Annotated in this window: 19 protein-coding genes; 7 read left to right on the forward strand and 12 right to left on the reverse strand. The window is 59.1% G+C overall.

What is annotated here, in order from left to right; translation table 11 throughout:
- Positions 1-12: 12 nt before the first annotated feature.
- The 3 genes from QUG01_RS16110 to QUG01_RS16120 all read right to left on the reverse strand — a co-directional run bounded on the left by QUG01_RS16110 (position 13) and on the right by QUG01_RS16120 (position 2,522).
- A complete protein-coding gene (locus tag QUG01_RS16110; RefSeq protein WP_500830981.1) occupies positions 13-699 on the reverse strand; it encodes a methionine ABC transporter permease in 687 nt (228 codons plus the stop codon).
- Positions 700-1,437 (reverse strand): methionine ABC transporter ATP-binding protein, encoded by a 738-nt coding sequence (locus QUG01_RS16115; protein WP_500830982.1) that lies wholly within the window; start codon positions 1,435-1,437, stop codon positions 700-702.
- Positions 1,438-1,772: 335 nt separating this feature from the next.
- The gene (locus QUG01_RS16120; protein ID WP_500830983.1) at positions 1,773-2,522 is read right to left on the reverse strand and encodes an endonuclease/exonuclease/phosphatase family protein; all 750 of its coding nucleotides are present in this window, start codon (positions 2,520-2,522) and stop codon (positions 1,773-1,775) included.
- Between the two features lie 434 nt (positions 2,523-2,956).
- Here QUG01_RS16120 and QUG01_RS16125 point away from each other — a divergent pair, with 434 nt between their 5' ends.
- Positions 2,957-3,370 (forward strand): hypothetical protein, encoded by a 414-nt coding sequence (locus tag QUG01_RS16125; RefSeq protein ID WP_500830984.1) that lies wholly within the window; start codon positions 2,957-2,959, stop codon positions 3,368-3,370.
- A gap of 40 nt (positions 3,371-3,410) precedes the next feature.
- On the opposite strand, the gene QUG01_RS16130 is transcribed toward QUG01_RS16125, so the two are convergent.
- Positions 3,411-4,265 carry a cupin domain-containing protein gene (locus tag QUG01_RS16130; RefSeq protein ID WP_500830985.1) on the reverse strand — a complete coding sequence of 285 codons (855 nt, stop codon included), beginning with the start codon at positions 4,263-4,265 and terminating at the stop codon, positions 3,411-3,413.
- Positions 4,266-4,462: 197 nt separating this feature from the next.
- Here QUG01_RS16130 and QUG01_RS16135 point away from each other — a divergent pair, with 197 nt between their 5' ends.
- The 4 genes from QUG01_RS16135 (at position 4,463) to QUG01_RS16150 (ending at position 8,150) form a co-directional block, all read left to right on the forward strand.
- Positions 4,463-4,981: a carboxymuconolactone decarboxylase family protein gene (locus QUG01_RS16135; RefSeq protein WP_500830986.1), complete on the forward strand. Its 519-nt coding sequence runs from the start codon at positions 4,463-4,465 to the stop codon at positions 4,979-4,981.
- 284 nt (positions 4,982-5,265) lie between these two features.
- Complete coding sequence (gene dsdA, locus QUG01_RS16140; RefSeq protein WP_500830987.1) at positions 5,266-6,612, forward strand: D-serine ammonia-lyase; 1,347 nt, start codon at positions 5,266-5,268, stop codon at positions 6,610-6,612.
- A 3-nt stretch (positions 6,613-6,615) separates the two neighbouring features.
- The gene (gene dsdC / locus QUG01_RS16145; RefSeq protein ID WP_500830988.1) at positions 6,616-7,524 is read left to right on the forward strand and encodes a DNA-binding transcriptional regulator DsdC; all 909 of its coding nucleotides are present in this window, start codon (positions 6,616-6,618) and stop codon (positions 7,522-7,524) included.
- Positions 7,525-7,805: 281 nt separating this feature from the next.
- Entirely contained in the window at positions 7,806-8,150 is a 345-nt protein-coding gene (locus QUG01_RS16150; protein WP_500830989.1) for a FlxA-like family protein, read from the forward strand.
- Positions 8,151-8,158: 8 nt separating this feature from the next.
- On the opposite strand, the gene QUG01_RS16155 is transcribed toward QUG01_RS16150, so the two are convergent.
- The 3 genes from QUG01_RS16155 to QUG01_RS16165 all read right to left on the reverse strand — a co-directional run bounded on the left by QUG01_RS16155 (position 8,159) and on the right by QUG01_RS16165 (position 10,899).
- The gene (locus QUG01_RS16155; RefSeq protein WP_500830990.1) at positions 8,159-8,398 is read right to left on the reverse strand and encodes a hypothetical protein; all 240 of its coding nucleotides are present in this window, start codon (positions 8,396-8,398) and stop codon (positions 8,159-8,161) included.
- Between the two features lie 105 nt (positions 8,399-8,503).
- Entirely contained in the window at positions 8,504-9,583 is a 1,080-nt protein-coding gene (locus tag QUG01_RS16160) for a calcium:cation antiporter (protein ID WP_500830991.1), read from the reverse strand.
- A 341-nt stretch (positions 9,584-9,924) separates the two neighbouring features.
- Positions 9,925-10,899: an alpha/beta fold hydrolase gene (locus QUG01_RS16165; protein ID WP_500830992.1), complete on the reverse strand. Its 975-nt coding sequence runs from the start codon at positions 10,897-10,899 to the stop codon at positions 9,925-9,927.
- Positions 10,900-11,091: 192 nt separating this feature from the next.
- On the opposite strand from QUG01_RS16165, the gene QUG01_RS16170 reads away from it, so the two are divergent.
- The gene (locus tag QUG01_RS16170) at positions 11,092-11,514 is read left to right on the forward strand and encodes an RrF2 family transcriptional regulator (RefSeq protein WP_500830993.1); all 423 of its coding nucleotides are present in this window, start codon (positions 11,092-11,094) and stop codon (positions 11,512-11,514) included.
- 473 nt (positions 11,515-11,987) lie between these two features.
- On the opposite strand, the gene QUG01_RS16175 is transcribed toward QUG01_RS16170, so the two are convergent.
- The 4 genes from QUG01_RS16175 to QUG01_RS16190 all read right to left on the reverse strand — a co-directional run bounded on the left by QUG01_RS16175 (position 11,988) and on the right by QUG01_RS16190 (position 17,749).
- Positions 11,988-12,662 (reverse strand): BRO-N domain-containing protein, encoded by a 675-nt coding sequence (locus tag QUG01_RS16175; RefSeq protein WP_500830994.1) that lies wholly within the window; start codon positions 12,660-12,662, stop codon positions 11,988-11,990.
- An 855-nt stretch (positions 12,663-13,517) separates the two neighbouring features.
- Positions 13,518-13,826, reverse strand: coding sequence for a hypothetical protein (locus QUG01_RS16180; protein ID WP_500830995.1), 309 nt, complete (start codon positions 13,824-13,826; stop codon positions 13,518-13,520).
- 521 nt (positions 13,827-14,347) lie between these two features.
- On the reverse strand, positions 14,348-14,875 hold the full coding sequence (locus QUG01_RS16185; RefSeq protein ID WP_500830996.1) for an AbiU2 domain-containing protein: 528 nt from the start codon (positions 14,873-14,875) through the stop codon (positions 14,348-14,350).
- Between the two features lie 57 nt (positions 14,876-14,932).
- Positions 14,933-17,749, reverse strand: a complete 2,817-nt coding sequence (locus tag QUG01_RS16190; protein ID WP_500830997.1) for a valine--tRNA ligase — start codon at positions 17,747-17,749, stop codon at positions 14,933-14,935.
- 186 nt (positions 17,750-17,935) lie between these two features.
- Here QUG01_RS16190 and QUG01_RS16195 point away from each other — a divergent pair, with 186 nt between their 5' ends.
- Positions 17,936-19,900, forward strand: coding sequence for an amidohydrolase (locus tag QUG01_RS16195; RefSeq protein ID WP_500830998.1), 1,965 nt, complete (start codon positions 17,936-17,938; stop codon positions 19,898-19,900).
- A 98-nt stretch (positions 19,901-19,998) separates the two neighbouring features.
- Here the strand turns inward: QUG01_RS16195 and QUG01_RS16200 are convergent, their stop codons facing one another.
- A complete protein-coding gene (locus tag QUG01_RS16200; protein WP_500830999.1) occupies positions 19,999-20,790 on the reverse strand; it encodes a peptidylprolyl isomerase in 792 nt (263 codons plus the stop codon).
- Between the last annotated feature and the right edge of the window lie 779 nt (positions 20,791-21,569).

Raw genomic sequence — 21,569 nt, forward strand, 5'->3', positions numbered from 1 at the left:
GTGTCTTGAAAATCAACGTTTGTCGAGCTTGGCCGCCAGGCGGTTGCCCAACAGCTGAATAATCTGAACCAGTACGACCAACAGCAGCACCATGGCCACCATCACGTCTGTCTGGAAGCGATAGTAGCCATAGCGGATGGCCAGGTCGCCGATGCCGCCGCCGCCCACCACGCCCGCCACCGCGGTGTAGCTGAGGAAGCTGATGGTCAGAATGGTCAGGCTGGAAATCAGGCCGGAACGGGCCTCGTTCACCAGCACCTTGAAGATGATCTGCAAGGGGCTCGCGCCCATCGCCTCCGCCGCCTCCACCACGCCGCGCGGAATCTCGCGCAGCGTCTGCTCCACCAGGCGGGCAAAGTACGGAATAGCGGCGAAAGCCAGCGGCACCGAAGCCGCCACCGGACCGATGGTGCTGCCGACCAGCGCGCGGGTCAGCGGAATCAGCACCACCATCAGGATGATGAAGGGAAACGAACGCACCAGGTTCACCAGCCAGCTCAAGACGCCATTGACGGCGCGGTTGGCGAACAGCTGCCCCGGCTGCGACAGGTACAGGATCACGCCCAGCGGGCCGCCAAACACGATGGCGGCGGCGAGACCGATGCCCAGCATCACGCCGGTTTCTTTGCAGGCCTGCCAGATTTCCGGCGCCATCGATTGCAGATTCAGCAACGCTTCGTTCAGGGTTACGGCATCCATTTATGCGGCCTCCAGCAGCGAGCGGGCCAGATCGGAATCGGCCTCCACTTCGGCATTGTCGACATCGACGATCTCCACCACGCGGCCCTGGTCCAGTACCGCGGCGCGATGGCAGATGCTGCGCACCACATGCATTTCGTGGGTGACGATCACGATGGTGACGCCAAAGCGCGCGTTGATGTCTTTCAGGCAGTCCAGGATGGATTGGGTGGTTTTGGGATCCAGCGCGGAAGTCGGCTCGTCGGCCAGGATCACATGCGGCCGCGGCGCCAAAGCGCGGGCAATGCCGACACGCTGCTTCTGGCCGCCGGACAGCTGGGCCGGGTAATGGTTGGCGCGGTCTTCCAGGCCGACAATGGCCAAACACTCGGCCACGCGCTTTTCGATATCCGCCTTGCTCCAGCCGGCGATTTCCAGCGGGAAGGCCACGTTGCCGGCTACGGTGCGGTTGGCCAGCAGATTGAATTGCTGAAACACCATGCCGATGTTTTGACGGGCGGTTCGCAATTGCTTGGCGCTCAGGCTGGTCAGATCCTGCCCATCTACGATGACGGCGCCGGCGTCCGGGCGTTCCAACAGATTGATCAGACGCAGCAGGGTGGACTTGCCCGCGCCGGAGAAGCCGATCAAGCCAAAGACTTCGCCCTGGCGAATCGACAACGAGGTTTCCGCCACGGCATCAAACCAGCCGCCTTCCGGGCGACGGAACCGCTTGCAGACATTTTGCAGATGAATCATTCCTAACACTCCCAAAGCATAAAGCCCGCCGATAGCTGCGGCGGGCTTTGCTGTGGAAATCTTCGGATGACCCGGGAGATTAGATGTAGACGGATTTAGATGATGCTGGGTCTGTCTACCCACGCTTTAGCTGTTTTACGCCCGCAAGCTGTGTTCAAATCGGCGATAAATTTGATTGAGATTGAACATCTTTTTTCGCTTAGCGTCAACCACCTTTTGAAAGATTATATAAAACTGTCGCCATATTGCAAAAAGTGCTTTGCAATATGAAAAACCGTTCTTTATTAAGCGTTTTTTGTTTTATCGGAAATGATCACGCCTTGCAGCCTTCCCGATCAGGACAGACTGAGTTGCGCATACAGCGGCAGATGATCAGACAGGCCAGACCACGGCCTGCCAGACAGCACCCTTGCCGACTCCACCTTCAAACCCCGCACATAGATGCGGTCCAATGTCAGCATCGGCATCCGCGCCGGAAAGCTCTGCGCGTGGCCGCCATACAATTGCAGAAACACCTCGTCCAAACCCAACTCGCCTTTCAACAAAGCGCTGGCTTCTCCCCGCCAATCGTTGAAATCGCCAGCCAGGATCAGCGGCTGATACTCCGCGATGGCTTCCTGCACATAGCGCGCCAAACCCCGGTACTGCTTGCGCCGGTCAAACGCCAGCAAATTGAAGTGCCCGCACAACGCCACCACCGGCTGCGCCCAGCCATCCGGCTGCACCAAGCATTGCAGCACACCGCGGCTCTCGAAACGATTGACCGAAATATCGCGGTTGCACCACTCCCCCACGCGAAACCGCGTCAACAAGGCATTGCCGTGATGGCCATGGTCATAACTGGCGTTCAGGCCATATACCGCGCGGTGCGCCAGTCGGCTGGCCAGGAAATGATGCTGCGGCTGGACAGGCCAGCGCTGATGGCTAAGCGCACGCGCCAGATTACGGCCTTGCACCTCCTGCAAAAACAGCAAGTCCGGCGCCAGATCCGCCAGCGCCTCGGCCATGTCGCCCACACGCACATGGCGGTTCAGCGGAGACATTCCCTTGTGGATGTTGTAGGTACAGACTGAGATATTTTTCATCTAAATACTCAAAAGCTTACACAGGCATTCTTCATAGCATTCTCAGTCAACCTCACCAGCTCAAACATGAACTTCATACGGCTTTTCATCTACCGACACAGAGAAGATAGCTTATCCAAGAAGCCGGCACATGAAGCAGGCGCAGCGCAATAACCAGGCTTCAGTCGGCTGCAGGAAAACCCGAGTTGCGGTTCCTGTCGCAAGACTTGCACTGTCTGCACAGGGTTCCTTAGTCCGGCGTCTCCGCGAGGCTTAGTCTGCGGGCCTGAGCTGCGGATTGTTACCATGATGTAAATTAGGTAGAATGCTCTATCTATCAAACTGAACATCCTAGAGCTGGAGACCCTTCGGGCAGGCCGCGCGTCTGGCAGGACAGCGATGCCGCCCACCCATGCAACAGCGGGCATCGCATGCCCATTCTGGCAGGAATCAATATGCGCAAACTCATTATCCTGTTGCCATTGGCGCTTAGCAGCGCCCCGCTGGCAGCCTCTTCTCTCCCATCCTACGATTTTGCTGTCAAACCGGCTCACTCGCCTGCAAATCGCTCCCACCCATTTGAAGCAAAAAGCAAAAACCAAGCGCTGGAAGTGGGCCCGCGCGTCCCGCTAGGCAACCTCGACAAGACGTGGCTGGAGATGAACGCCTCCAAGCCAGTCGATGGCGACATGCGCTCGCCCAATGCCCATTGGGAACAGCCGCATGGCTACCAAGCCATTCCAGCCTGGCGCAGAGACTTTCCCGGCCAGCCCATGACGCCGGGACTGGGAATCGACCCGCAAACGGGGAAACAACGCGCCATCCCCATGCACATGCTGCAGCCCCTCCCGCCTTACCAGAACCGCTAAGCGCGATCACAGCCCGGCAGCCTTGCACAAAACTGGTTTGTCACGCCAATCCGGCATTGGCCTTAGCTACCAGCCACTGCCGCGGCGCTTGGCCAACATGCCGACGAAAGGCGCGGGCCAGGGCGGAGGCGCTGTCATACCCCACTTGGCCAGCAATCCAGTCCATCGGCTTGCCCTGCAGCAGCCAGCGCTGAGCCAAGCCGATGCGCCAACTTGCCAGATAATGCGCGGGCGTCTGCCCCATCACCTCATGAAAGCGCGCGGCAAAACGCGGCCGCGACATCGCCGCGGCGACGGCCATGCCTTCCACTGTCCATGGCTGTTCAGGCTTGACATGAATAGCGGCCAGGGCGCGCGATAACTGTCTGTCGCTCAACGCGGCCAGCAGGCCGGTATCCAGGCGCGATTCGGCGATCATCTGGCGCATCACCCTCAGCAACAACACCTCGAACAGACGATTCACCGATGCCACCCTGCCCGGCAACTCGCAACGGGTTTCATCCCGCAAGCAGCCGATCAAGGCAGCAGTAGCCCCTAGCTCGCCAGCGGGAAGCCACAGCACATCCGGCAAGGCGCGGGCCAAGGGGTTGTCCGCATCCAGGCCAAACCGGACCGATGCGCAGGCCAGCTCCGGCGGCTGTTCGGCATCCGGTTCAAAGCGATGCTGCAAGGGACGCGGAAAACAAAGCAGGCCGGGCGTGTCGAACCGATAGTGGCCATGCCCTGGCACCAGCACGTCCATGCGGCCGCCAGTAAGAATATGAAACTGCCCCAGCCCCGCTCCGCTGCCCGGGTCGCCGTCACCGCCCAAACTCACCACGGAGCAAAGCCGCCCGCTGTAGAACAAGCCGGCGGACAGTCGAAACACATCTAGCACATCGGAAAGCGGGTCCATGAATGAGTGGTCCAGTGTGGAAAATAGCTTCAAACAACCCAGGCAAGACTACAGGCGCCCAGTCAGAGAGATGATAAACCGCCGTAGACGATTGGTATGGAAATTGAGACGCCCTGTCGCCCGCTTATGGAGTCAAAAGCCCATGATGCAAAGCGTGCGGCACAGCTGCCGCAGCCCAACCAGAAAAGGAATCTATCATGACCCGCATCCCCAGCGTCACCGACCAGCAAGCCAGCCCGCAAACCCAGGCCGTGTTTGCCGAAGTCAAAAACCTGTTCGGCATGGTGCCCAATCTGATTCGCACCCTGGCCCAATCGCCTGCCGCGCTCGACGCCTATCTGAAATTTTCCGGCGCGCTGTCCCAGGGCGCGTTGGTGCCTGCCGACCGCGAGCGCATCGCGCTAGGCGTGGCCCAGGCCAATCGTTGCGCTTACTGCCTGTCCGCCCACAGTCTGATCTCCAAGGGCGCCGGCCTGTCGCCCGAATCCATTGCCGCCGCGCGCCAGGGTGAAGGCAATGCAGTGGCGGTTTTTGCCCGTCAAGTTACGGAAAAGCGCGGTGCCATCAGCCACGAAGACCTGCAGGCCGCTCGCGCCGCAGGGTTGGGAGACGCGCAGTTAGTCGAGATCGTGGCCGGCGTGGCGCTGAATGTGCTGACCAACTACATAAACAATGTTGCGCAAACGGAAATCGACTTCCCCGAGGTTGCGCTCTGACAATCCATACGCGGCGACAAACAGGCCGTCTTTCAAGAGAAAAGCACGCATCTGGCGTGCTTTTTCTATCCCAATCTTGAATCCACCACTCAGGAAGCGGCACATTAACTCCCCTGTTATTCGCGACAAGGCGCACCCAATGCATGAATTTAATTCATTCATCGCCTGCAAAATGATCTTTTGCCTTTCGGCCCGCCAGATTGTCTAATGCGTGTTACGACATGAAATTGCTTGGCGACTAGGATTATTCGCGATGGCATGGCCGCGCGCATACAGGGGAACAGATGACACACGCTAAATCATTGGCCGACTGGCAGCACAGCCATCCTTTGATCATAGAGATGATGGCGCTGCAGGAATGCAGCTGGTTTAACCCCGGCATCGCCTCCGCAGCGGAAAGCCTGGCCGATGTTGGCCTGTCTGCGGCGGATGTGGCCGACGCCTCCGCCAGACTGCAGCGCTTTGCCGCCTACTTCCGCCAGGCCTTTCCGGAAACCGCTGCCAGCGCCGGCATCCTGGAGTCGCCCTTGCTTGCCATGCCCGGTTTTCAAGACGCGCTAGGCCGCCGCCATGGCATGGCCTTACCCGGCCGGCTTTGGCTGAAGGCGGACAGCCAGTTGCCGATCTCCGGCTCGATCAAGGCGCGCGGCGGCATCTATGAAGTGCTCAAGCATGCCGAAGACCTGGCGCTGCAGCACCAACTGCTCAGGCTGGATGACGACTACGCCAAACTGGACAGCCCCGCTGCGCGCGCCCTGTTCAGCCGCTACAAGATCGCGGTCGGCTCCACCGGCAACCTGGGCTTATCCATTGGCATCATCGGCGCCAAACTGGGTTTTCACACTACGGTCCATATGTCGGCCGATGCCCGCCAATGGAAAAAAGACATGCTGCGCGCCCACGGCGTGACGGTGATCGAATATCCGTCCGACTACAGCGCAGCTGTGGCGCAAGGCCGCCAGCAGGCGCAAAGCGACCCGGCCTGCCATTTTGTCGATGATGAAAACTCCACCAGCTTGTTCCTCGGCTATGCTGTGGCCGGACAGCGGCTGAAAGCGCAGCTGGATGCGGCCGGCGTAGTCGTGGATGCCGCGCATCCGCTGTTCGTTTACCTGCCTTGCGGCGTAGGCGGCGGCCCCGGCGGCGTGGCCTTCGGCCTGAAGCTGGCTTTTGGCGATGCCGTGCATTGCCTGTTTGCCGAACCCACCCACTCGCCATGCATGTTGCTGGGCGTCTACACCGGCCTGCACGATCAGGTTTCCGTGCAGGATTTCGGCATCGACAACCACACCGCGGCAGACGGCCTGGCGGTAGGCCGGCCATCCGGATTCGTCGGGCGCGCCATGCAGCGGCTGATCGATGGCTACTACACCGTAAGCGATGAGGAACTGTTCCGGCTGCTGGCGATGATGGAACAGACGGAAGGCCTGCGGCTGGAGCCGTCCGCCCTGGCCGGCGCCCCCGGCATCGTCCGCATCCAGGCCGAAACCCAGCGCTACCGCGCTCGGCTGGGCCTGACGCCGGAGTGCATGACCCGAGCCAACCACCTGATCTGGGCCACCGGCGGCGGCATGGTGCCTGCGGCGGAAATGGACGCTTACCTGGCGCGCGGCCGCGCGCTGCAGGCCTAAGCCATGCGTTCGCCTCGGCTGGATGGCGCCCAGCTCGCCAACCTGCATACCTTCCTGACGGTGGCCCGCCACCTCAGCTTCGCGCGCGCAGCCGCGGAACTATGCCTGACGCCCAGCGCCGTCAGCCACCGCATTGCGCGGCTGGAACGCGCGCTTGGCTACCCGCTATTCCAGCGCCTGACCCGGCACATCCGCCTGACGGCCGACGGCGAGCGGATTTACGCGGTTTTACAACGCGGCATGGCCGAACTGGACGCCGCCCTGCAGCCCCAATCCGACGCTCCCGCCGGGCGGCTGAAGCTGCACGCCCATCCCTCCATCGCCCACTGCTGGCTAGCGCCACGGCTGGCGGACTTTTGCGAACGCTATCCTCAGATCGAATTGGAAGTCCGCACAGGCAACGAGGACGCCGATTTCCGCGCCGGAGGCGTGGATCTGGCGCTTTGCTACGCGGATGGCACCTTTCCCGGCCTAGCCACCATCAAACTGATGGACGAACAGATGGCGCCGGTATGCAGCCCGCAATACGCCGCGAAACACGGGCTGCGCGGCAACCATCTGGCGCTGAGCCGCTGCGTGCTGCTGCATGACGCCCACGCCTGGCGCCATGCGGCTTACAACGCGGAATGGCAGCTGTGGGCGCGCGCAGCCGGCCATGAAGCCAGCCTGCCGGCCGCCAGCCTCACCTTCGACCGTTCCGACCTGTGCCTGGCCGCCGCCGTCCACCACGCCGGCATCGCCATTGGCCGCCGCCGACTGGCCCAAACCCTGCTGGACGAAGGCAAGCTGGTCATGCCGCTGGGCGGTTTCATTCCCGCCGGCCATTACGACTACTACCTGGCTCACCCGCCCGGCCCGGCATCCGCCAGACTGCAGGCCCTCATCAACTGGCTGCGCGGGCAAGCCGGCTAGACCTGCCCCACGCTCGCTCCAGCTGGCTGTCGACGGGCAGCGCTGCCAGCGATGCGAAGTGACAGAAACAAAGCACGTACTTGCCCATCCAGCCAGCATGGCTCCCGCCTTCTCATTCCAGCGTAAAGCGAATGCCGCAGCAAATGACAAAATGGCCAAGAAAAAACATTATTTTGACAAAGGCATTTTTTGTCTAAATATTTGATTGTGCGCTCCGTTTCCACCATCACCCTCACAGCCACGCCAGCCATTCAGCGCGCTCAACGAGAAAGGATTCCGCGATGATAAGCAGCCTCTCCGCTTCCCCCGCACTCCCCGCCAGCCCCATCCGCGCAGACAGTTCCAACATCGACAGCCAGATCGCCGGCTTGGAACAGCAGCTGCAGCAATTGAAAGAACAGTTGCAAGGCTTGCAGAACGGAGGGCAAGCGGCCGGCACTCTCAGCAAACAGGAGCTGGAGAAATTGGCAGAACAGCTCAAGCAACAGATTGCGGAACTGGAAGCCGAGATTACCCAGCTCAAGGCCCAAAAGCAGCAGCAGGAAGCACGCCCCGCCAATCATCACGGGCGCCCCCCTGCCGGCAAAAAACAGAATGGACAAAGCGCCATAGACGACTTCGCCTGACGGCTCTTTCAGCGCGACGCGCCACTCCACCTGCCGGCATTGCGGCGGCAGACGCCAGCGGCCCAAGTCGTCATGTGCCAGCGGCAAGCCGCTGCCCGCGCCTCCAGCGCCTTGCCGCGCTCAGCCGGCAAATCCAGCCGGAACTCAGGCGGCAAATCCTGGGCCGGGTCGTAGAAGACGGAATAATCGACCAGCGCGGGTCCGGCAAGAAAACAGCCCAAGCAGACCGCCAGCAGAGGGAGTCGCATGCAAGTTCCGACAGGCAAAAACCTATGGACCGCCACGGGGCCAGGCTGCAAAAAAGCCGCCGGCGCAGACGCTGGCGGCTTTTGCGTTCATTCATCGAGGCTCGCTCAGGGGCTGATCGCAAAGAACACGAAAGACGCGAAGATCACCAAGTGCACGATGCCCTGCAAAATCGTGGTGCGTCCGACCGACAGCGACAAGGAGCAGGCCACCAGCGTCAGCATCAGGAAGATGGTTTCCTTGATTTCCAGCCCCAGGATCAGCGGCTCGCCCATGAACACGAAAATCATCGCCACCGTGGGAATGGTCAGGCCTATGGATGCCAGCGCCGAACCCAAAGCCAGATTCAGGCTGGTCTGCACCTTATCCGCCCGCGCCGCGTTGGCGGCGGCCAGCCCCTCCGGCAATAGCACCAGCGAAGCGATGATGATGCCCACCACCGCAGCCGGAGCGCCGGCATCCACCACAAAACGCTCAATCGACGGCGACAGCAGCTTGGCCAGGGTCACCACAGCGATCAGGCAAACCAGCAGCGCGCCCACGCTCAACATGGCAACCTTGTTGGACGGCGGCGGCGCGTGCTCGTTCTCGTCATGGCTGCCATCGACCAGAAAATAATCGCGGTGACGAATGGTTTGCACAAACACGAAAGCGCCGTACAGCACCAGCGACACCACGCCGGTAAACGCCAGCTGCGACGACGACAGCAAGGGTCCCGGCTGGCTGGTGCCGTAGTTGGGCAGCACCAGCGCCAGCACCGAAATCGCCGCCAGCACAGTCAACGCCGCCTTGGCGCCGCTGAGCTGGAAATTCTGCTCGCGATGGCGCAAACCACCCAGCAGCAGGCAAATGCCCAGAATGCCGTTGCAGGTGATCATGATGGCGGAAAAAATGGTGTCCCGCGCCAGCGCCAGCTTCTCCTCGCCCCCGCCCAGCATGAAGGAAATGATCAGCGCCACCTCGATCACCGTCACCGCCAGCGCCAGGATCAGCGTGCCGAAAGGCTCGCCGACCTTATGCGCCACCACCTCGGCGTGGTGCACGGCGGCGAATACCGTTCCCGCCAGCAACACTGCCAGCAGGGCAAGATAAATAGCATGCCCGCCCGCCGCCGCCGATGCGGCAATGGCGGCCCAGGCCAAGACAGGGGTGACAATGGTCCAGCGCGGAATCGTGTTATGAGCCAATGGATTTTCCTTATTGTTGATGAACGGCCGCCTGTCTCGCCCGGCAAAAACCAGGCCGGAACAAGCCGGGCAACCATTCTGGGAGTGCGATCGAGAAACCAGCAGGAAGGCTGCATTAGCCACAGCATAGCAGCATTAAATGAATAGACCACGACACGGCCAGCGGGTTCAGGCTTTGTAAACAAACGGCGCGTCACACGCCGCCGCCCGCAGGCTCATCCGCTCGGCCAATGCAGGGTGCGTCACCCCGCAGTGGCGACGCACCGCCGACACATCCCGCCGGATCAATATTTGAGAGGTATGAAAACAAACGGTGCATCGCCCCGATGGGGTGACGCACCCTACAGCCTGCGCAGGAATTCGATCAAGGCTGCGTTGACTTGATCGGGAGCCTCTTGCTGTAACCAATGGCCCGCGCCCGGAATGACTAAAGAATCCCGAAGATCGGGCACAAGCGTTGGCATGGCGTCGATGATGTCGCGCATGCCCGGCATCGCCAACCCTGGGTCGTGCTCGCCAACCAGATACAGCGCGGGAACCTGGACGAGCATGCCCTTGAATGCCGCTTGCAGATCCCAGTTGCGATCCAGATTGCGGTAATAGTTCAAGCCGCCGCGAAAACCCGACGCCGTGAATGCGCTCACCAAAGCATCGAAGTCAGCGCCGCTCAGCCACCCGGGCAGCCTCCCGGGGTCGGGCAAGGCCTCCAGCAGCCCCGCCTCGCGCGAAACCATCCCGAAAGGGTTAGGCGTCCGGTCGTCACGCGGCCCGGCCTCGCCTGATGCCCAAAAGTAGATCTTCCGCAGCGTGGTCGCGACATCGCGCTCGAACTCGCTCTCCGCCAACCCCGTCTGGGAAAAATAATGCGTGTAAAACCACGCCTGCTCGCTTAGCGGGAACAGCCGGCTTGGCGCCATCGGCGCCCGGCCCATCATGGGCACGCCGAAGGCAACCACGGCGCGGAAACGATCAGGCCGCAGCTGTGCGGCCTGCCATGCGATAGTTGCCCCCCAGTCATTCCCGACCACCACCGCATCCGCCTCCCCTAGCGCGTCCAGGATTCCAACAAGGTCGCCAATGATGTCCAGGGTGGTGTACTGCTGCGGATTCAACGGGCTCTCGCTGGCGCCGTAGCCGCGAAGATCAGGTGCGACGGCATGGAACCCAGCGGCCGACAAGACCGCCAGTTGGTGCCGCCACGCGTGCGACGTCTCCGGAAATCCATGCAGCAGCAATACCAGCGGTCCGGCACCTTGGGCAGCGACGCTCAGGCGAATGCCGTTGATTTCAAGAATGGACTGATTGAATGCAGACATGATCGCGCTCCGATAGTTGCCTAAAGTCACGCCAAACCGTAACATTAAATGTAACGAATTTCCACCACTAAGAACCGCTAACAAAACCTCGCAGAGTCCCTGAGCCAAGGCGCGCCGACGCAGGCAGTACAGAGAGTACGACAAGGAGGCGCAACGCAGGATCAGGGGTTTTGTTAGCGGGTCTAAAGAATTATGCAAAGAGATACTCGGCTAGCCCGGCTGCTTCACGTGCTCATCCATATGCATCTGCGCGGCGGCGCCACCACCTCCGAAACCATCGCGCAAATGCTGCACACCCAGCCCTCGCTCGTTCGCCGCACCATGGCCGCGCTGCGCGAAGCCGGTTATGTCGCGTCGATTCCCGGCCCCAAGGGAGGTTGGATGCTTTGTCGTGAATTGAGCGATCTGACGGTGCGGGACATTTATGTGGCAATCACACACAAGAGCGCGTTTGCGATCAGCGCAGCCCATGACAACCCGACCTGCCCGGTAGAAGCCACGGTCAACCAGGTTCTCGACGCCGCCCTGAGTTCGGCGGAGGAAGCGTTGCTCCGGCATCTCTCGCAAATACGCCTTTCCGACCTGGCGCAGCGCGCGAAAGCATCGGCAGGCTGAGTAGCGTGAAAACCGCTGCCATGAGCAAAGACCAGGACTGAATCGCAATCCATGGCAGAGATTACTAATCTCACAGTAGTAGACAGAATCAGCCCCGCCATCAGTCCACACAACGGGCACCGCTTAAGATCGAAAATAAAAAACCAGCAGAATTAAAACCGACAGCAATTGAGTAATAACCCCCCAAAAGTTTAGCTCTTTATCATGATGCCTAATATAGCCAAACAGCAATGCGACATGCAGTTTTGACGAGACCGTTTTGTCCGGCGTGATGAAAACATGGAATTCCTCTCCATTCAATTCACACCATCTTTTTTGAAACATAGAGCCTGCCGCTGCCAAGGAAAGAAATAATATAATTAACATGTAACACCCAGAGATAAAACCATGCAAAACATCACAACAAACATTAACGCTTCATTCTATTCTGTCAGGTAGGGTGCGTCACCCCACAGGGGCGACGCACCCTACTCTCATTCATCCACCACGCGTTGGCTCATTCGCTCCGCCAACCTCAGATGGCAAGCCGCCGCCAATTTCACCAGCTCCGTATCGCTGGCCGGCATGCCGTCCGGCACAGCGATCAACTCCGCCAGCGCATCCAGAGTGGCGACGGAACTGTTGAGGCCCATCATGCGGCCGAGCGGGTGTTTTTGGCGGTTGTGGCGCTCATAATCCAGCGTCACCAGCCATCGGCTATGCTGCCAGCACGCGTCACCATTCTCCAACACCGCATCCAGCACCGCCCGGCTCACCTGCCGCGCCGCCTCCGCCGCCAGCGCCAAGGCCAGCTCCAGCTGATCCGCCGTCAACGCCTCCTCACCCTCCCGCCGCAAGGCCGGCAACAACTCCTCCTCCAGCCAACGCCGAAACCGCCGCGCCGCCGGCTTGCGATAGCGCCGAATCGCCATGGTCACGCCGGTTTCCGACAGGCACACGACATCCTCCTCACCCACCGGCAGGGTACGGACTTCTTCTTTGTTGAGTTTGCTGAGCAGCGCCGCTGTGCTGCGGCACTTGATCGCCGCAGCGACATCATCGGCGAAGAACCACAGGCCGTTGTGGCGATGCAGGAGATGGAAGGGTTTATCGAGAAATGTGAATTCCCGCAAAGATGGGGACGCGGATGATTGGATGGACTGTGCCATGAGTGAATCTCCGTGCAGTTTCACTAACTGCCCCCACGTCGCCAAACGAGGGTGGCAGGCCAAGGCGGGGTTGGCGAACCGGCTACACGGACCCGGCAGACCCGGAGGTCTCCCCACCCGGCCCGCCATGGAGTGCATGAACGCGCACGAGGACAGCAGACATAGCCGATGCTACGCCTGCCGTGTAGTCTGGGTCGCCAAACCCAATCATGCTGTTAAACACGATCCGACAAGGCTAGAACCCAGGCACAAGAGGGTCAAGGGTAAATGACACTAGGAAGACTGGCAAGAAGGGCAGGATAGATTGTTCTGTGTCCGCTACGCGAACAGACATTTTAGGGCCGCTTTCCGCGCGGCACGCGGGAAGGGGGCGGGCCGCCGCCCCCTTTCATCCCCCCTCGCCCCTGCGTCCCGCGAAACCCCGTGAAAAAGCCAACCGGCAAGGCGCAGCCGAACTCGCACCGCGCTAACGTCGCGGTGCTCAAACAGGCGGCCGCTTAAAACCTTGCCGGCCGCCTTTTTCCCGGCGCGTCCCGAAGGGGCAGATTGGCTGCCACACAACATGGGCTTATCTTCTGCGGCGGATCATCCCTTCGGGGCATCCGCCCTACGTAGGGCGGAATCCCGGCAAAGCCAGGAGTTCCGCCTCGATGCAGCCAGCGCACCATCTACAAAACATCAGTCAATTATCCGGGGTACGCGGTACCTGGCTGGCGTGGTCGCCGGCGGAACGCCCCGATAAGGCTGGGGCTTCCGCCCTACCCAAAAGTTATTGCATCGAAATACAAGCGAGGCGTAATCAAACGCACACACAATGCATCAATCAATTATACGGGGTACGTAATACGTTGTAGCCTAGACGCTTTGTTTTACAATCAATTTCCAGCCACTGATCTCCGCATTCGCAAGCAACCACTCGAAGTCGTATTCATCTAAATCGATTTCATGTGGAAACTCGTCTTGCATAGCACAAAGAAATTTTTGATCAGAGACGTCCCATCGTACGCTCGCGGGCGCCTGCGGCTTGTCTCTGCCCCAGAACATCTGTATTCCAAGACTTGGGGGAAATGGGAGTATTTCCTCTCGCTGAACCAAGGCCATGGTTTTTGACGTCTCAGGTGTAAGGCCATCCCAGATCGCCTTGTAGAAGACTACGTTGAACATCTCGTTTCCTCGCGGAGAAAATTGGGCTATGAATCAATAAGATGGACTCCTCCCTCCTAAAGCGGCGTCTTGGCCCAAGACTAGGAAGCGTCAAACACCATGTCAATACGGAAAGAGAAGTCCACCTTGAAGATTATGCGCATCAGCTTCGATCTAGCCAAAGCTGTATTTCAAATTTATGATGTTAATGTTCAGGAAAAACCTATCTATCGCCGTCTGCAGGAGCCTCGATTCAGCAGCGTTAACATCAAAAATAAGTTCCGCCCGTCATCCGCCAGTGCCAACTGCTGGACATGATAATACCTCGAATCACCAAAGCTCAAACCATAAAAACACTGGCACCCATTAACCAATCTTCAAAAGACCAGATCACCGTAGGGCGGAATTCCGGCAAAGCCGGGATTTCCACCGCGATTCAGCCTGCGCATCAAATAAAAAACATAAATCAACTATCCGGGGTACTTGACATCAAACCCACACACAATGCACCAATAAATTATCCGAGGTACGCGATAACTCACCTAACTCATTAATTTTCTTAACAACCCTTCCCCAAGCTTTTTACCATCAACCTTTCCTTCTAAAGTCTTCGGCATATAATCAAGAGAAGACTTACAAAGCTCCGAATAAAAGAAGTTGAGACAAGCAATGACTTTATCAGTACATAAACCATGCACCACATCTGACACATTAGCGCGTGTACCGCCAAAAACTTTCATATCATTATGCGACAAAAGCTTATTCCGCCAACCTTCAACATTTAAATTCTTCTTCCAAAAATCAACATCCTCATCTAATGAACAACCCAATCCTTTCAAGGATAGATTCTTACTCCCACACGTTTGTCCCCGATCTAGCAACCTACTTAATGAGATGACAATCTCATCATGCATTGCTCTTTGAATAATGCTAAATGCAGCCATATCAACTTGATTCAAACGGCTGACACACTCTTGTGCTACAAAAAATTTATCATAAAGAACAACTGACCTCATAATTCGCTCAATTTCACCCTTGAGTCTATTTACATTCTCAATCATATCAATCATTAAAAACCCCCATCACCTTTCGATGATGGGGGTTTTATCACAAATGACAATAAGCTATCAAGCCAACTTCACAAGCTGCGCCCTAATCTTCTCCAACTTGTCATTCAGCTCAGCCAACTGAGCCTTGTCGCGCTCAACCAAATGCGCCGGCGCCTTGTCCACATAACCCGGCTTCTCCAGCTTGGCCGTCAGCTTGGCCAGCTCGGCTTCCACCTTGCCCTGCTCTTTCGTCAGGCGCGCGGTTTCCGCGGCTTTGTCCACTTCCACCTTCAGCATCAGGCGCGCTTCGCCGGACATCGCCACCGGGGCGTCGTCTTCCGGCAGCTTGGCCACCAGCGTGCCTTCGGTCAGGCGGGCCAGCAGTTTCAGGTAAGGCACGAAGTCCGCGATGGACGCGTCGGCGGTTTCGATGAACAGCGGGGCCTTCACGGCGGGGCCGATGCCCATTTCGCCGCGCAGATTGCGCACCGCGTTGACCATGTCCTTGAAGGCTTCCATGCGCGCGTTGGCTTGCGCGTTGATCTTGCCCTCTTCCGCCACCGGCCAGGCGGCCAGCATCAGCGAGTCGGTCTTCTTGGCGTTGGCCAGCGGGGCGACGGTTTGCCACAGCTCTTCGGTGATGAAGGGCATCAGCGGGTGGGTCAGGCGCAGCGCCACTTCCAGCACGCGCACCAGGGTGCGGCGGGTGGCGCGCTGTTGCGCTTCGTTGCCGCCCTGGATCTGCACCTTGGCCAGTTCCACGTACCAGTCGCAGTACTCGTTCCAGATGAATTCGTAGATCACCTGTGCGGCGATGTCGAAGCGGTAGGTTTCCAGCGCGCTGGTGACGTCGATCTCGGCCTGCTGCAGGCGGCCGATGATCCATTGGTCCACAAAGCTGTATTCCAGCGGCAGGCTTTCGTCCTGGCCGCAGTCTTTGCCTTCCGCGTTCATCATCACAAAGCGGGTGGCGTTCCACAGCTTGTTGCAGAAGTTGCGGTAGCCTTCGGCGCGCTTGAAATCGAAGTTGACCGATCGGCCCAGCGTAGCGTAGCTGGCCATGGTGAAGCGCAGCGCGTCCGTGCCGTAGGCCGGGATGCCTTCCGGGAACAATTTTTCCGTGGCCTTGGCGATCTGCGGGGCCTTTTCCGGGCGGCGCAGGCCGGTGGTGCGTTTTTCCACCAGCGGCTGCAGCGCGATGCCGTCGATCAGGTCCACCGGGTCGATGACGTTACCCTCGGACTTGGACATCTTCTTGCCTTCGTGGTCGCGCACCATGCCGTGGATGTAGACATCCTTGAACGGCACCTTGCCGGTGAAGTGCTTGGTCATCATGATCATCCGGGCTACCCAGAAGAAGATGATTTCGTAGCCGGTCACCAGCACTTGCGAGGGCAGGAAGGCCTTGAGTTCAGGCGTTTCTTCCGGCCAGCCCAGCGTGGAGAACGGCACCAGAGCCGAGCTGAACCAGGTGTCCAGCACGTCCTGCTCGCGGCGCAGCGTCTTGCCGCCGGCCTTGGCCTGGGCTTCCGCCTCGGTGCGGCCTACATAGATGTTGCCGTCTTCGTCGTACCAGGCCGGGATCTGGTGGCCCCACCACAGCTGGCGCGAGATGCACCAGTCCTGGATGTTCTTCATCCACTGGTTGTAGGTGTTGACCCAGTTTTCCGGCACGAAGCGCACTTCGCCGGATTCCACGGCTTCGATGGCCTTGGCGGCGATGGACTGGCCGGTGGCGTCGCCCTCGGCGACTTTGTTCATGGCCACGAACCATTGGTCGGTCAAGAGCGGCTCGATCACGGTGCCGGTGCGGTCGCCGCGCGGCACCATCAGCTTGTGCGGCTTGGTTTCCAGCAGCAGGCCCTGGGCTTGCAGATCGGCCAGCATGGCCTTGCGCGCCTCCTGGGCGGTGAGGCCGGCGTAGGCGGCCGGCAGCTCGATGGTGCCTTGGGCGGCGCCGTCGAAGCCGAAGATTTGCGCCTTGGCCAGAATCTTGGCTTCCAGGCTCATCACGTTGATCAGCTGGGTGTTGTGGCGCTTGCCCACTTCGTAGTCGTTGAAGTCGTGCGCCGGGGTGATCTTGACGAAGCCAGTGCCGAATTCCTTGTCCACGTACTCGTCGGCGATCACCGGGATGGTGCGGCCGGTGAGCGGCAGCTGCAGCTGCTTGCCCAGCAGGTGCTGGTAGCGCTCGTCGTCCGGGGCGATGGCTACGGCAACGTCGCCCAGCAGCGTTTCCGGACGGGTGGTGGCGACGGTGACGAACTCGTCGCTATCCACCACCGGGTATTTGATGTGCCACATGTGGCCGTCTTCTTCCTCGGATACCACTTCGAGGTCGGAGATGGCGGTGCCCAGCTTGGCGTCCCAGTTGGACAGGCGCTTGCCGCGGTAGATCAGGCCTTGCTCGTACAGACGGACGAAGACTTCTGTGACGGTCTCGGCGCGGGCGTCGTCCATGGTGAAGTATTCGCGGTCCCAATCCACCGAGCAGCCGACGCGGCGCATCTGGCTGGTGATGGTGCCGCCGGATTTTTCCTTCCATTCCCAGATCTTGCTGGTGAAGGCTTCGCGGCCCATGTCGTGGCGGTTTTGGCCCTGATCGGCCAGCTGGCGCTCCACTACGATCTGGGTGGCGATGCCGGCGTGGTCGGTGCCCGGAATCCAAACGGTGTTATGGCCCTTCATCCGGTAGTAGCGGGTGAGGCCATCCATGATGGTCTGGTTGAAGGCGTGGCCCATGTGCAGCGTGCCGGTGACGTTGGGCGGCGGCAGCTGGATGGCGAAAGACGGCTTGGAGGTGTCCATGCTCGGCTTGAAGTAGCCGGCCTGTTCCCAGTGTTGGTACCAACGGCGCTCGAGGTCGCCCGGTTCGTAGCTCTTGGCAAGTTCCATGTCTGAATCTTGGTTTTCTGGATGGAAAAATGGTTCGATTATAACCGGTTTTCAGCTGTTCTCCGAGTGCCGCCATGCCTGCGGAACGCCCAGCCCACGCCCACTTGCTGTCCCTTTCGGCAGGCTTCTGACAATCCATTTGAAATTTTTCATGAAAAAAGATTAGCATTTTGCTTGCAATGACATGTGAATGAACAAATCAAGGAGCCTCCGATGCCTCACGACCACACCTTAGGCTGCGCCTGCTGCGGCCACGCACCCAAGTTTGGCAGCACGCAAGAAGATAATGAAAACATGCTGGATGCCATCAAACTGGCGCTGCGCGAGCGCTTTCCCCAGGCCCCGCAACAAGCCGTGATCTTTCATGGCGGAGCCATCCACACCATGGAAGCGCCAGCCAGCCGAATGGTGGAAGCGCTGGGCATAGCCAACGGCGTGATTGTGGCGACGGGTTCCTTTGAAGAAGTTCAAAGAAAAATGGCAGAGGAAGGCTACGATGCCCACGAGCGCCTATTAGATGGCCGCACACTGATGCCCGGTCTGATCGACCCTCACATGCATATTCTAGGCAGCGCCCTGAACAAGGCATGGAACAATGTCTCGGCTTTCCGGCACGGCCAAGGCGCCGATGCGGACTCGTCGTCCAGCCAGACGCTGAATCTTGATTACTCCCTTAAGGTGTTGGAAGAGTGGATCAACGCAGCCCAGAAAGATCCCGCCAAATACCTGCTGGAAGACAAGGATGGTAAAACCATTTGGTTTATCGGCTATGGCGTCGATCCTTCCTTGATGACCCCTTGGGGGAACATCAACTTAGAATGGCTGGAGGGTTCTGGATGGGAGAACGGCTCCGAGTATGCAAAAACCATCAACGGGCGCGACTTCGCCCTCTTTCTGGTCAACGCTTCCGGCCATCTGGCCTATGCAAACTCGGTCGCCATCAACAGATTCAAAAGTGATCCCCATGCCAGCAATTTGATGGGGAGCGCCCTCAAAACCGGCATATTGACCGAATTGCAGGTTTCATCCGCAATGCGCTTCGTGGGTACTTGCACCTCGACTCAACAAAAGCTTCCCCAAGGCATCGCCGATGTCCTGCAAAACGCGGCGGAGCGGGGCGTCACTACGTTGTTCGATCCCAGCATGGGCGTGAACGACAAAGAGATCGAACTGGAGGCGCTGCGGCAAGTCGCCCATCTTGGCCCGCTGCGACTGGCAGGCGGTTTGTTTGTTCATACTCAGGATGATCTCAGCTACTGGCTGGAGAACCATAAGCCGGACCTGGATAATCATCTGGACCAGCGTTTCAGCATCAAGGGCATCAAGATCATTTCCGACGGTTCCAACCAAGGCCTGACCGGCTTGCAGCGCAAACCTTATCTTTGCGCCGCCGATCACCCGGTTCCAAACGTGCCGGCCAACGGCAAATACAATTACAAACCCAAATCAGATCTCGAATCTCTGGTGCTGCGCGCCCTGTGCCAGGGCTGGCCCACGCTGGTGCATGCCAATGGCGACAAGGCAATCAAGCGCGTGCTGAACGCCTACGGCAAGGCCTTGAATCCTTTCCCGCACGAAGCCAGCAGCGAGCCGGCCAAGCGCCGCCGCGCCCTGCGCTCCCGCCTGGAGCATGCCTCGCTGCTGGATGATGAAGACATCAGAAGGATGGCGTCGATGGGCTTGAGCCCCAGCTTTTTGATTGGACACGTCGGCTACTGGGGCTACGTTTTCCAGGAAAAAATCTTTGGCGAGAGCAAGGCGCGATTGCTGGATCGCTGCCAATCGGCGCTGAACGCCGGCATGCGCGTCAGCCTGCACTCAGACCACTTCGTTACCCCGCTGGGGCCGCTGCGCATGGCAGAACAGGCCATCTATCGCAAAATGGAAGCCGCGCCAGGCTCGGAAAAACCGGCGCTGAATGCGGAAGAAGGCCTGACTCACGAGCAGGCGCTGCGCGCGGTGACGCTGGACGCGGCCTGGCACTGCCATCTGGACCATCTGGTAGGTTCGCTGGAAGCGGGCAAGCTGGCCGATCTGGTGATTCTGGATTCCGACCCGCTGAATCCATCCAAGGAAGAACTGCGCGATATCGTGGTCCATGAAACCTGGCTGGCAGGCGCGCGGTCGTATGCCAATCCGGCTACGCATTAAACCCTGAAGCAATATGAAAAAGCCTGCCCGTTTCCGGGCAGGCTTTTATTCATCCGCCGCGCCGCCAACCATGCGCAGGCGCGGACGGCGCCCACCGCTTACTCGACTTTGGCCTTGCCCTTCAGGTCCTGAATCATCTTGTCAAAGGCCGTGCGCTGCATTTCCTGCTGCAGCTGCGGCTTCACGTCTTCAAACTTGGGGCCTTCCGCCTCGCGCACGCCTTCCAGCTTGATGATGTGGTAGCCGTATTGCGATTTCACCGGGGTTTGGGTGATTTCACCCGGCTTCAGGGCGACCATGGCTTCGCCGAACTCCTTCACGTACTGGCTGGGGTCGCTCCAACCCAGATCGCCGCCGCTGTTCTTGCTGCCCAAGTCGTCGGATTTGGCCTTGGCCAGCGCATCAAACGACTTGCCCTTCTTCAGCTGCGCCAGGATGGCGTTGGCCTCTTTTTCGGTTTTCACCAGGATATGGCGCGCGTGATATTCCTTGGACGGGGTGGCCGCCTTCAGGCGGTCGTACTCGGCCTTGAGCTGATCATCGGAAATCACGTTGGTTTTGATGAAGTTTTGCTGAAAAGCATTCAGCAACACGCCGCGTTGGGCCATTTCCAGCTCTTGCTTGACCGCGTCGCTCTTGTCGATCCCTTGCTTTTTGGCTTCTTGAACCAGCACTTCATTGGTGACCAGAAAATCGCGGATCTGCTGGCGCAGCTCCGGGCTATCCTTGACGCCGTGCTCTTCCTGCGATTTCAGGATCAGGTCCATTCTGGATTGAGGAATGGCTACGCCGTTTACCATGGCCACCGGCGCGTCTGCGGCAAAGGCTGCCGACGCGGCAAAGACGGCAAGCAGGCAGGCGGTCAGGGCAAGGCGGGAAGGCTTGTGCATGGGTGTTTCCTTGTCTGGATATGCATTTGGATTGGTTGGCAGTGGATGCATTGTGCCAGAGCCGGCCAACCGCGCAAGTGCGGCTTGGATTGGCTGGCCGTCCGCTGGCGATGCCGCCGGAAATCCGCCCGGCGGCTATCCGTCCATCATGTTCATCCCGTTGCGATAAAGCAAGCGTTGCCATGTCTGCATACGCGACTCGGCCAAAACAACAAGTCTCTGAATGCTTTTTCCTGCCGTCGCATGAACGCGGCAGCCGCTTTCTTGGAACCGCCGCCCTGCTCCCGCGTCGTGTCTCCTGGCTGCGCTATCGCGTCGGCGCGCTTCGCCGCAGTGCTCTGCGCGGTTTTATTGGCGGTTCCCAGCCCGCTGCGCCATCCGGCGATTAGTCCATTTCCGCATACTGCAGTTGAACCATTTCCCCTGTCCTGCGCATTCCATACTGTCTGGAATCAGGCGGCGCATTTTGCGACCTGTTCGCCATCCCGAAAACTTGAATCTAGGTGAAGCGCTTTTTATTGGCCTTATTTGCTTTCCCCTGTCCAACATTTCATTTTTCAGGCACACCTGCCTCCCCAACCACGCCGCATCGCACCATGCCACCGATATAAAGAATTAATTAAAACAAAGGCATAGATCGGATCAAAAGAATGTTTCGGCGCGATTCAAACTAGCTATAGTCAGAAAAAGGCTGGACATACTATCTGTCGGGGAGTAGTCACCATGCCGCCCGAGGTGAAAATGCAAAACATTAGTCAAGAAATACCTAATGGGGGATT

Source organism: Chromobacterium sp. CCUG 76385 (assembly GCF_059916625.1).